We start from the raw sequence: 11,647 nt of genomic DNA, 5'->3' as shown, positions 1-11,647 counted from the left end.
AAACACCAATGTCGCGACGCTTCGGTATCGCGGCAGTGGTTGCCGGATTTTCCCTGTTGTTCGCGGCTTCATCGCAGGCCGATGATCTGAACGAGGACGTTGCCCAGCGTGTCGAGCAGATGACGGACAGGACGTTTTTGTATCGCAACGACAGCGACCGGATTCCGCAGCTCGAATATCTCCGACCTGACGGCACCGGTGTCGTCTGGTCGGCAGCGCTTCGAGACAAGGTCGTACCGGTCGTCTGGACAGCCGGCAATGGTGAAGACGGCAAGGGTTCGCTGTGTCTTTCGTTCAAGGGCGCGGATATCGGTACGTCTCAAGACCTGAAGATGTGCGACGGCTTTGACCTGATCGAGGCTGGCATTCGCGACGTCCGCGATGGCGACCCTTATGGTCTCCTCAAGGCGACGCGAATGAAGACAGATTTGCCGCAGGATTTGAATAGTCTTGCCGATGTAGACCGGTTGTTGGGACAGGATTGATCGTATGAAAACAGTCCTCTGCTACGGCGACAGTCTGACTTGGGGCTATGATGCCGGTTCGCTCGGTCGTCACGCGCTCGAAGACCGCTGGCCGTCGGTTCTGCAGGCGGCGCTGGGCGATGGCGTACAGGTTATCGCCGAAGGGCTGAATGGCCGCACGACGGTCTATGACGATCATACCGCCGATTGCGATCGCAACGGTGCGCGCATCCTGCCGACCGTTCTGCACAGCCATGGCCCGCTCGATCTGGTGATCATCATGCTTGGCGCCAACGATATGAAGCCGGTTCTGTGCGGCACGGCGTTCGGTGCGATGCAGGGCATGGAGCGGCTGATCGAGTTGGTCACGCATCATGCATGGTCGTTCGATGACGAAAAGCCGGAGATCCTGATCGTCGCGCCGCCGGCTATCTGCGAGACGGCGAATGCGGCATTTGCGGCAATGTTTGCCGGCGGCGTCGAACAATCCTCGATGTTGGCTTCGCTTTATGCGGATCTCGCCGATGAAAAGGGCTGCGGCTTCTTCGATGCGGGCTCGGTGGCGCAGACGACACCGCTCGACGGCGTGCATCTGGATGCGGAAAATACCCGTGCGATCGGACGTGGCCTCGAACCGATGGTCCGCATGATGCTCGGGCTGTAATGACGACTGCCCTGTCGCTGCGGGCCGCGGAGCCTCGGGATGCGGCGGATTTGGCCATTCTGGTCGATCTGGCGTCCCACGGTTTCGCGACATGGCTCTGGTACGGAGCGGTGATGCGCGGCGAGGCGGATACGGCGCTTGAACAGGGTCGGGCGCGCATGCTGATGGACGACGAGCCGGGCGCCTGGAAGGACGCTACGGTTGCGGAATGGAATGGTGAGATTGCCGGTGCGTCGATCGGCTACGAACTGGACGAAAGCGTGCGCGACATGGTGCCGGCCCATCCGGTAATCAAGCCGCTCCTGGACCTGCAGGTCGAGGTGATCGGCAGCCGGTTCATCGACAGTCTCTGTGTCTACCGGCATCATCGCCGCAAGGGCATCGGGCAGGCGCTGCTGGCGCTGGAAATGGTGAAGGCGCGGGGCGGGCGGGTCAGCCTGATCACCGAGAGCCACAATGAAACGGCGCTGTCGCTTTATGCGGCCAGCGGATTTGCAGAGAAGGCGAGGCTACCGGCCGTACCGCTCTTTGAGGATAGCAAAAGGCATGAATGGGTCTTGCTGGCCCGGAACATGAGCTAAAACATGTCGCGCAAAAGCGTGCAGCGGTTTTGCGGCAACGACATGCGATAAAACAAGAAGCTGAAGCGTGAGAGCGAATCTGAAGGATCGCGACACGCTTTAAGGAAGAGGCAGGAAACAGAATGGCAAATTCCTACGACGTCATCGTTATCGGCTCCGGTCCCGGCGGCTATATCGCTGCGATCCGCGCGGCCCAGTTGGGTCTCAAGACTGCCGTGGTCGAGCGCGAGCATCTGGCCGGCATCTGCTCCAACTGGGGCTGCATTCCGACCAAGGCACTGCTGCGCTCCGCCGAAGTGCTGCATCTGGCCGAGCACGCCAAGAATTACGGCCTGACGCTGGAAGGCAAGATCACGGCGGACCTCGCAGCGATCGTCAAGCGCTCGCGCGGCATTGCCGAGCGCATGAACGGCGGCGTCGGCTTCCTGATGAAGAAGAACAAGGTTGATATCATCTGGGGCGAGGCAAAGCTCACCAAGCCGAACGAGATTGTCATCGCCAAGACCACCAAGACGATCGTCCAGCCGCAGGCGCCGCTGCCGAAGAACACGCTGGGCGAGGGCACCTACACGGCCAAGCATATCATCGTTGCGACCGGCGCCCGTCCGCGCGCGTTGCCAGGCATCGAGCCGGATGGCAAGCTGATCTGGACCTATTTCGAGGCGATGAACCCGGATTCGCTGCCGAAGTCGCTGCTGGTCATGGGCTCCGGCGCCATCGGCATCGAGTTTGCTTCGTTCTACCGCACGCTCGGCGTCGAGGTCACCGTCGTGGAGGTGATGAGCCAGGTCATGCCGGTCGAGGATGCGGAAATCTCCACCTTCGCCAAGAAACAGTTCGACAAGCAGGGCATGAAGATCATCCTGGAAGCCAAGGTGACGACGGTCGAGAAGGCTGCCAACTCGGTGACCGCCCATGTCGAGAAGAAGGACGGTTCAATCGAGAAGATCACGGCCGACCGGATGATTTCGGCCGTCGGCGTGCAGGGCAATATCGAGAACCTCGGCCTTGAAACGCTGGGCGTCAAGACGGATCGCGGCTGCATCGTCATCGACGGTTACGGCAAGACCAATGTCGCCGGCGTTTACGCCATCGGTGACGTTGCCGGACCGCCGATGCTGGCCCACAAGGCCGAGCACGAGGCAGTCATCTGCGTCGAAAAGATCGCCGGCCTGCCGAATGTTCACCCGATGGACAAGCTGAAGATTCCGGGCTGCACCTATTGCAACCCGCAGGTCGCCTCCGTCGGTTTGACGGAAGCCAAGGCGAAGGCCGAAGGCCGCGACATCCGCGTCGGCCGCTTCCCCTTCGTCGCCAACGGCAAGGCCATCGCGCTCGGTGAAGACCAGGGCCTGGTCAAGACCATCTTTGACAAGAAGACCGGCGAACTGCTCGGTGCGCATCTGGTCGGTGCTGAAGTCACCGAACTGATCCAGGGCTTCGTCGTCGCGATGAACCTCGAAACGACCGAGGAAGACCTGATGCACACGATCTTCCCGCATCCGACGATTTCGGAAACGCTGAAGGAATCGGTGCTCGATGCCTATGGGCGTGCGCTGAACGCCTAAAGTGGTAAGCGTTATCCCCTCACTTGCGATTTCTAACACTTAACCTTTGGCTAAAATGTTGAAATCGCTTTCTCTCCCAAAAGGGGAGAGATATCGATGCCGCGCACTCGGCGCCGTTACCTCTCCCCTTGTGGGAGAGGACACAAAATCAAGACCTTAGCTTCAGCTAAGTCTTAGATTTTGTTGGTGAGGGGAAGCGTCTGGAACACTGGTTAATTCACACCCATATTGGGTTCTGGTGGGCAAGGAAATATCATGGACATCGGCTGGATTGCGGCAATCATCATCGGTGGACTGGCGGGCTGGCTCGCCGGAAAGCTGATGGACATTCGCTTCGGTATCTTCATGAACATCGTGATCGGCATTGTCGGCGCCTTGCTCGCCAATGCCATCTTCGATAGCGCTGGCATCCATGTTGCCAGCGGATGGCTGGGTTACCTCGTGCAGGGTTTCGTCGGCTCGTGCATTTTGCTATTCCTCGCGAAAATCGTCAGACGCTGACGTCGAAAGCAGGTTATTGATGGTCACCATTCTCGACAGAACCAATCTTGCCGAAGCCACAGATGCACCCCGCGTCCGCCATCCCGAAAAGGCGCACCGCCCCGACAACGAGGTGATGCGCAAGCCGGAATGGATCCGTGTGAAGGCGCCGGTCTCGAAGGGCTACCAGGAAACCCGCTCGATCGTGAAGGAGCACAAGCTCGTCACGGTTTGCGAGGAGGCCGGCTGCCCGAATATCGGCGAGTGCTGGGACAAGAAGCACGCCACGTTCATGATCATGGGCGAGATCTGTACCCGCGCCTGCGCCTTCTGCAACGTCTCGACCGGCAAGCCGAACGCGCTGGATTTGGCCGAACCGGAAAACGTCGCCAAGGCGGTGCGCGAGATGGGGCTGAGCCACGTCGTCATCACCTCAGTCGACCGTGACGATCTCGCCGATGGCGGCGCAGAACATTTCGAGAAGGTGATCTGGGCGATCCGCGCGGCTTCTCCGAATACGACGATCGAAATCCTGACGCCGGACTTCCTGAAGAAACCGGGCGCGCTGGAGCGTGTCGTCGCCGCGAAGCCGGACGTGTTCAACCACAACATGGAAACCGTTCCCGGCAACTACCTGACGGTTCGCCCGGGCGCGCGTTACTTCCATTCGATCCGCCTTCTGCAGAGGGTCAAGGAACTGGATCCGACCATGTTCACCAAGTCCGGCATCATGGTCGGCCTCGGTGAAGAGCGCAATGAAGTGCTCCAGCTTATGGACGACCTTCGCACGGCCGATGTCGACTTCCTGACCATCGGCCAGTATCTGCAGCCGACCCGCAAGCACCATAAGGTCGAAAAGTTCGTCACGCCGGAAGAGTTCAAGTCCTACGAGACGGTTGCCTATACCAAGGGCTTCCTGATGGTGGCTTCCAGCCCGCTGACGCGTTCCTCGCACCATGCCGGCGACGATTTCGCACGGCTCCGGGCCGCGCGTGAAAAGAAGCTGCTCGCGGCGGCGGAATAACCTCGTCGCTTTCCCTGAACGGCCGCGGTCGACAACACCGCGGCCTTTTCATTTTCGGAGACCGGAATGGCGCGATATCTGGCCGACCTTGCCGAAGCCGCTGATCTGCTGTCGTGGGCGGAACGTGTGCTGATCATCGGCTGCTCCGGAAGCGGCAAGAGCACACTGGCGCAGATGCTTTCGGCTCGCTTCGCATTGCCCTATGTCTCGATGGATCGTGACGTCTTCTGGATGCCAGGCTGGGTGCAGCGCCCACGGGCCGAGGCGCTGGCAGCCGTCGTGCAGGCTGTCGAACAGTCGCGCTGGATCATGGATGGGACCAGCCCAGGCACACTGCCGCTGCGCCTGCCGCGAACCGATCTGGTGCTGTGGATGCGGCCACCGCGCAGGGTCTCGCTCTACGGCGTGGTGACCCGCTGGCTGAAATATCGTGGCCGGACGCGCCCGGAAATGGCGGAGGGATGTCCCGAGCGGCTCTCGGTAGAGTTCCTGCGCTATATCTGGAACTTCGAGAAAACCGAAAGTCCGGAGATCGAGCAGAAGCTGGCGGATTATGGACTGGATGTGCCGGTGCTGATCGTCAGGTCCCACGCGGAGACACGGCAGTTGCTGAAGCATCTTGGCGGCTTGTGACGTGGATGCCGTAAGGTCAGGCAAGGGCTGATCTGACTGACGTAGCGTCAGTTGGTCGGGTGCTGGGCATGAGGCATCATGCCATCTTGTTTTTGATCAATGCATTGAATATCTGAACCTCATGCCACAATTCGAGACCCGCCGGCCCGTCAAGCACACACCCGACCAGATGTTCGATCTGATCGCGGACGTGGAGAAATATCCGGAATTCCTGCCGCTCTGCGAGGCCCTGACCGTTCGCTCCCGCAAAGAGCGTGATGGGAAAGAGTTGCTGGTGGCCGACATGACCGTTGGCTACAAGGCGATCCGCGAGACCTTCACGACGCAGGTGCTGCTCAACAAGGCGGAGCGGATCATCGACGTCAAATATATCGATGGGCCGTTCAAATATCTCGACAACCGCTGGCGGTTCGAGGATGTGGCCGGGAACGGCTGTTCCGTCCATTTCTTCATCGATTACGAGTTCAAGAGCCGTATCCTGGGTGCGGTGATGGGATCGATGTTCGACCGGGCCTTCCGCATGTTTTCCGAAGCCTTTGAAAAGCGCGCCGATACGATCTACGCGCCGGCCTCCTGATCAGTCGGCGCTGCCGGCCACTTCTTCCAGGATGTCCAGTGCGGTGCGCACGGTTTCCAGCCGAACGGCATCGCGGCCGATATCCCCATAGCGCATCTCGCGATGAAGCACGCCGCCGCTGCGCGCGGAGGCGGCGAGATGCACGAGGCCGACCGGTTTGTCGATCGATCCACCGCCGGGGCCGGCAATGCCGGTGACGGCGACCGCGACATCGGCGCGCGAGTGGGCAAGCGCGCCGGCGACCATTTCCAGTGCTGTCTGGCGAGACACCGCGCCATAGGCAGCCAGGGTTGCCGCGTCGACGCCGAGCATCTGCATCTTTGCGTCATTGGAATAGGTGACGAAGCCGCGATCGACGACCGAGGAGGAACCGGGGATCTCGGTCAGGGCGCCGACAATCAGGCCGCCGGTGCAGGATTCGGCTGTGGCTACATTGAGTCCGCGCTCTGAAAATGCCGAAATCAGCGCCTTTGCCTTGTCTTCTATATCACTTGGCCAGCCGCTCATGATGCCTGTCCTGCGTAAACGACCGTTGCGGTGGCAATGGCGGCGATGCCCTCGCGGCGGCCAACGAAACCGATCTTTTCGTTCGTCGTTGCCTTCACCGAGCAGCGGTCCAGCGAGATCGACAACATGCCGGCGAGGTTCTCGCGCATCGCCTGCCGATGCGGTCCGACTTTCGGTGCTTCGGCAATGAGCGAGATATCCGCATTCATGATCGTGCCGCCGTGGTCGCGTACGATCCGGGCCGCGTGTTCGAGGAAGATGCGCGAGGGAGCGCCCTTCCATTGCGGGTCGGATGGCGGGAAATGGTCGCCGATATCGCCGGCGCCGCAGGTGGCAAGCAGGGCGTCGGTCAGGGCATGCAGGGCGACATCGGCATCGGAATGGCCAAGCAGTGCCTGGTCATGCGGGATGAAGATGCCGCAGAGCGTCACGCCTGTTCCTTCGACCAGTTGGTGGACGTCATACCCGTTGCCGGTGCGGACGTCGGGAAGGGCGTTGCGGCTCAGCTTTTCATTCGCCATGGCGATATCCCGTTTGATTGTCAGCTTGACGTTGTCGGCCGATCCTTCGATCAGCGTTACCGGGATCCCGGCCCATTCCGCGATCGAGGCATCGTCGGTAAAGTCCGAGCGACCGGATGAGGCCGCATTTTTATGGGCCGTCAGGATCGGCGCGAAATTGAAGCATTGCGGCGTCTGCGCGGCGAACAGGCCGGCTCTTGGCACCGTCTCGGCGACGGTGCCATCCGGCGCGCCGCGCTTCAGCGTATCGGCAACGGCGATGGCGGGGAGGGCGGCTTCGGCACCATTGACCAAGGCTGCGTGGCAGCGATCCAGCAGCGCATGATCGACGAAAGGCCGGACAGCGTCATGAATCATCACATGGGTGATGCCGACGCCTTCCAGCGCTTTCAATCCGGCGAGAACCGAAAGTTGTCTGGTCGGGCCGCCATGGACGAAACGGATAGTCGCGGGGGTAGTCGGGACAAGGCCGAGCGCATGTTCGAACAGCGCTTCGTCGTCGGGATGAATGACGACGACGATTATCGTGTTCTGCGGCCAGGTCGTAAAAGTCTCGAGCGTATGAGTGATTACAGGGCGTCCGCCGATCGGACGATACTGCTTCGGTCCATCGGCGGGAGAGCCTGCGCGTTCGCCGCGGCCGGCAGCCACGATCACGACCCCACAGGAAAACTGTTCTTTTGCCTGCATCTTTTATATGGCTTCCTGCAATTCTGTCGCCGTTCGGATCGGATTCCGAACGAACGCAGTGCCGGCCGTTCGGTGGTGGTGCCAAAGACCGGATCACACGTGCTGCGGCGCACCGCTTCAATTCCGCTGTGATGTACCGTGAAGGTCCGGCCTTGACCAGTTGTCCATGGAATTTTGTGCGGTGCGTTTGAAAACGCTTGGCAAGCTGAATAAGTATGTCTAAAAATAGTGCAGAATAAAGATGTGCCCGAAAGATAATCATTTGCAGATACCGGATTTGTCATCCCCGTTCCGGGTTGGGCGGCTCACGTTTCGAAACCGTGTCGTGCTTGCGCCGATGTCGGGCGTGACGGACCTGCCGTTCCGGCAATTGGCCTGGCGCTACGGGGCCGGGCTGGTCGTGACCGAAATGGTAGCAAGCCGCGAACTCGTCGGCAATGCGTCGGAAAGCTGGGCGCGCCTGAAAAGCTCGGGCATCGATCCGCATATGGTCCAGCTTGCCGGACGTGAAGCCTACTGGATGGGCGAGGCGGCAAAGATCGTCGCGGATAACGGCGCTGCTGTCGTTGATATCAATATGGGATGTCCGGCCAAGAAGGTGACCGGCGGCTATTCCGGCTCTGCACTCATGCGCGACCCCGACCATGCGCTGTCGCTGATCGAGGCCACGGTCAAGGCGGTCGATGTGCCGGTGACGCTGAAGATGCGGCTGGGCTGGGATGAACATTCGATCAATGCGCCGCTGATCGCCAAGCGGGCCGAAGAAGCCGGCGTACAGATGATCACTATTCACGGCCGTACCCGCATGCAGTTCTATACCGGCAAGGCCGATTGGGATGCGATCCGCGCGGTTCGCGATGTGATTTCCGTACCGCTGGTCGCCAATGGCGATGTGGCGACCACGTCGGATGCCCACGAGATCCTGCGCTGCTCGGGCGCCGATGCCGTGATGATCGGCCGTTCCAGCCAGGGGCGTCCGTGGCATGCGGGCGTGCTGGCCGGAGCGGTTGAGCATCCGGATACGGACGCGATCGCGGAGATCGTTGCCGAGCATTACACCATGATGCTGGAGTTTTACGGGGCCGATGTCGGGCTTCGGCATGCGCGAAAACATATCGGTTGGTATCTCGGCTATTTCGCGCCGGACCTGTCGCCGCAGGACAAAGCCGCGATCATGACATCGATCGACCCGCGCGCTGTCCTTGCCGGCACGGTGGCAGCCATCAGCGCGATGCCCGGCCGACAAGAAGAAAAGGACGCCGCATGACCGACAAGATCGGTGACGACGATAAAAGGGCCATCAACTCATTGCCGATGGCGGTGCTGAACGCCATCCAGAACCCGGTCATCCTGGTGGACGAAAAAGGTTTCGTCACCTTCGCGAACTGGGAAGCGGAGGCCTTTTTCGGCGCCAGCGCCAATTATCTCGCCCGTCACGATATCAGCGCGTTCATTCCCTTTGGAAGCCCGCTTCTCACGCTGATCGAGCAGGTGCGTGAGCGACGCGCCGCCGTCAATGAATACCGTGTCGACCTGAGTTCACCGCGTCTGGGCGCCGACAAGCTCGTCGATCTCTATGTTGCGCCGGTTCTTTCCGAGCCCGGCTCGGTGGTCATCGTGTTCCAGGAACGCTCCATGGCCGACAAGATCGACCGCCAGTTGACACATAGGGCTGCCGCGCGTTCGGTGACCGGTCTTGCCTCCATGCTGGCCCATGAGATCAAGAACCCACTCTCTGGCATCCGGGGCGCCGCGCAATTGCTGGAAACCTCCGTCAATGACGACGACCGGGCGCTGACCCGGCTGATCTGCGATGAGACCGATCGCATCGTCTCGCTGGTTGACCGTATGGAAGTGTTTTCCGACGAGCGGCCGGTGGACCGGCATCCCGTCAACATCCATTCGGTGCTCGATCACGTGAAGGCGATCGCCAAGGCAGGCTTTGCGCGCAAAATCCGCATCACCGAGAATTACGATCCGTCGCTGCCGCCGGTCTACGCCAATCGTGACCAGTTGATCCAGGTTTTCCTCAACCTGATCAAGAACGCCGCCGAGGCGGTCGCGGACAAGCCGGACGGTGAAATCCAGCTTACAACGGCCTATCGGCCTGGCATCCGGCTCTCTGTCGCCGGTACGCGAGAGAAGATATCGCTGCCGTTGGAATTCTGCGTGCACGATAACGGACCAGGCGTTCCAGCCGATCTGCTGCCGCACCTGTTCGATCCCTTCATCACCACCAAGACCAACGGTTCGGGCCTCGGCCTTGCCCTCGTCGCCAAGATCATCGGCGGCCACGGCGGCATCGTCGAGTGCGACAGCCAGTCGAGCCGCACGACATTTCGCGTCCTGATGCCGGCGTCCAAGGGACCGACGGCGGAAGACAGCGAACCACCGACCATCATAAAAGGACAATCCCGATGACTGGCGCCACCATCCTCGTCGCCGACGACGACGCTGCCATCCGCACCGTGCTCAACCAGGCGCTCAGCCGCGCCGGCTATGACGTCCGCATCACCTCGAACGCGGCAACGCTGTGGCGGTGGATCTCGGCCGGCGATGGCGATCTCGTCGTAACTGACGTGGTGATGCCCGACGAAAATGCTTTCGATCTTCTGCCGCGCATCAAGAAGGCACGGCCCGATCTGCCTGTGCTGGTGATGAGCGCCCAGAACACGTTCATGACGGCGATCAAGGCATCGGAGAAGGGTGCCTATGATTACCTTCCCAAGCCTTTCGATCTGACCGAACTGATCGCCATCATCGGCCGGGCGCTGGCCGAACCGAAGCGCAAGCCGGTCAAGCAGGAAGACGACACGCAGGACGGCATGCCGCTGGTCGGCCGTTCCGCCGCCATGCAGGAAATCTACCGTGTTCTGGCGCGCCTGATGCAGACCGACCTGACGCTGATGATCACCGGCGAATCCGGCACCGGCAAGGAACTCGTTGCCCGCGCGCTGCACGACTATGGCAAGCGCCGCAATGGCCCGTTCGTGGCGATCAACATGGCGGCCATCCCGCGCGACCTGATAGAATCGGAACTGTTCGGTCACGAGAAAGGCGCCTTCACCGGCGCGCAGAACCGGTCCACCGGTCGTTTCGAGCAGGCGGAGGGCGGTACGCTGTTCCTCGATGAAATCGGCGACATGCCGATGGATGCACAAACCCGGCTGCTGCGCGTGCTACAACAGGGCGAATACACCACCGTCGGCGGTCGCACGCCGATCCGCTCCGATGTGCGTATCGTCGCGGCGACAAACAAGGACCTCAAGCAGTCGATCAACCAGGGCCTGTTCCGCGAGGACCTTTATTATCGCCTGAACGTCGTGCCTTTGCGCCTGCCGCCTCTGCGTGACCGCGCGGAAGACATTCCCGATCTCGTCCGCCACTTTGTCCAGCAGGCGGAAAAGGAAGGTTTGGACGTCAAGCGGTTCGACCAGGAGGCGCTGGAACTGATGAAGGCGCATCCCTGGCCGGGCAATGTTCGCGAACTGGAAAACGTCGTGCGCCGCCTGACGGCACTCTATCCGCAGGACGTGATCACCAAGGAGATTATCGAGAGCGAGCTTAGATCCGACATTCCCGACAGCCCGATCGAAAAGGTGTCCGGCCGGTCCGGCTCCATGTCGATCTCGCAGGCGGTTGAAGAGAACATGCGGCAGTATTTCGCTGGATTCGGCGATGGGCTGCCGCCTGCCGGCCTCTATGACCGGGTTTTGGCCGAGATGGAATATCCGCTGATCCTGGCTGCGCTGACGGCGACGCGCGGCAACCAGATAAAGGCCGCCGATCTGCTTGGCCTGAACCGGAACACGCTGCGCAAGAAGATCCGTGAACTGGGGGTTTCCGTTTACCGCAGCTCACGGAGTGCTTGACTTCCCGCTCAGAATCGTTGCATTTTCGCCACATTATGTTGCTTAGAAAGCACACGGACATTGGTG

At 60.8% G+C, this 11,647-nt stretch carries 13 protein-coding genes; 11 read left to right on the top strand and 2 right to left on the bottom strand.

Annotated features, from left to right (window positions below; all coding sequences use genetic code 11):
• Positions 1-8: 8 nt before the first annotated feature.
• From ASG68_RS22955 to ASG68_RS22920, 8 genes are all read left to right on the top strand, one after another.
• Positions 9-485 carry a hypothetical protein gene (locus ASG68_RS22955; RefSeq protein ID WP_062585498.1) on the top strand — a complete coding sequence of 159 codons (477 nt, stop codon included), beginning with the start codon at positions 9-11 and terminating at the stop codon, positions 483-485.
• A gap of 4 nt (positions 486-489) precedes the next feature.
• Positions 490-1,128 (top strand): SGNH/GDSL hydrolase family protein, encoded by a 639-nt coding sequence (locus ASG68_RS22950; protein ID WP_062585501.1) that lies wholly within the window; start codon positions 490-492, stop codon positions 1,126-1,128.
• On the top strand, positions 1,128-1,709 hold the full coding sequence (locus ASG68_RS22945; RefSeq protein WP_062585509.1) for a GNAT family N-acetyltransferase: 582 nt from the start codon (positions 1,128-1,130) through the stop codon (positions 1,707-1,709). Before ASG68_RS22950 ends, ASG68_RS22945 begins: the two co-directional genes overlap by 1 nt.
• Before the next feature lie 122 nt (positions 1,710-1,831).
• Positions 1,832-3,277: a dihydrolipoyl dehydrogenase gene (gene lpdA, locus ASG68_RS22940; RefSeq protein ID WP_062610202.1), complete on the top strand. Its 1,446-nt coding sequence runs from the start codon at positions 1,832-1,834 to the stop codon at positions 3,275-3,277.
• Positions 3,278-3,529: 252 nt separating this feature from the next.
• Positions 3,530-3,778 carry a GlsB/YeaQ/YmgE family stress response membrane protein gene (locus tag ASG68_RS22935; protein ID WP_112405091.1) on the top strand — a complete coding sequence of 83 codons (249 nt, stop codon included), beginning with the start codon at positions 3,530-3,532 and terminating at the stop codon, positions 3,776-3,778.
• Positions 3,779-3,797: 19 nt separating this feature from the next.
• Positions 3,798-4,781 (top strand): lipoyl synthase, encoded by a 984-nt coding sequence (gene lipA, locus ASG68_RS22930; protein ID WP_062585515.1) that lies wholly within the window; start codon positions 3,798-3,800, stop codon positions 4,779-4,781.
• 66 nt (positions 4,782-4,847) lie between these two features.
• Positions 4,848-5,414, top strand: a complete 567-nt coding sequence (locus ASG68_RS22925; protein ID WP_062585518.1) for an AAA family ATPase — start codon at positions 4,848-4,850, stop codon at positions 5,412-5,414.
• A gap of 121 nt (positions 5,415-5,535) precedes the next feature.
• The gene (locus ASG68_RS22920; protein WP_062585520.1) at positions 5,536-5,991 is read left to right on the top strand and encodes a type II toxin-antitoxin system RatA family toxin; all 456 of its coding nucleotides are present in this window, start codon (positions 5,536-5,538) and stop codon (positions 5,989-5,991) included.
• On the opposite strand, the gene ASG68_RS22915 is transcribed toward ASG68_RS22920, so the two are convergent.
• On the bottom strand, positions 5,992-6,498 hold the full coding sequence (locus ASG68_RS22915; protein WP_062610200.1) for a CinA family protein: 507 nt from the start codon (positions 6,496-6,498) through the stop codon (positions 5,992-5,994). It lies immediately after the preceding gene.
• Complete coding sequence (locus ASG68_RS22910) at positions 6,495-7,709, bottom strand: bifunctional 2-C-methyl-D-erythritol 4-phosphate cytidylyltransferase/2-C-methyl-D-erythritol 2,4-cyclodiphosphate synthase (RefSeq protein ID WP_062585524.1); 1,215 nt, start codon at positions 7,707-7,709, stop codon at positions 6,495-6,497. Before ASG68_RS22910 ends, ASG68_RS22915 begins: the two co-directional genes overlap by 4 nt.
• A 241-nt stretch (positions 7,710-7,950) precedes the next feature.
• Here ASG68_RS22910 and dusB point away from each other — a divergent pair, with 241 nt between their 5' ends.
• From dusB to ntrC, 3 genes are read left to right on the top strand one after another with little or no spacing between them, the layout of a single operon-like run.
• On the top strand, positions 7,951-8,976 hold the full coding sequence (dusB, locus tag ASG68_RS22905; RefSeq protein WP_062585526.1) for a tRNA dihydrouridine synthase DusB: 1,026 nt from the start codon (positions 7,951-7,953) through the stop codon (positions 8,974-8,976).
• Positions 8,973-10,130, top strand: a complete 1,158-nt coding sequence (locus ASG68_RS22900; RefSeq protein ID WP_062585528.1) for a two-component system sensor histidine kinase NtrB — start codon at positions 8,973-8,975, stop codon at positions 10,128-10,130. The genes dusB and ASG68_RS22900 overlap by 4 nt, the downstream gene beginning before the upstream one ends.
• On the top strand, positions 10,127-11,581 hold the full coding sequence (ntrC, locus tag ASG68_RS22895) for a nitrogen regulation protein NR(I) (protein WP_062585531.1): 1,455 nt from the start codon (positions 10,127-10,129) through the stop codon (positions 11,579-11,581). The genes ASG68_RS22900 and ntrC overlap by 4 nt, the downstream gene beginning before the upstream one ends.
• The last annotated feature ends 66 nt before the right edge of the window (positions 11,582-11,647 follow it).

The organism is Rhizobium sp. Leaf453, assembly GCF_001425605.1.
In the GTDB taxonomy this organism is placed as follows: Bacteria; Pseudomonadota; Alphaproteobacteria; order Rhizobiales; family Rhizobiaceae; genus Pararhizobium.
Note: the sequence above shows the minus strand (reverse complement) of the source record. Positions and strands in the feature narration are given on the sequence as shown.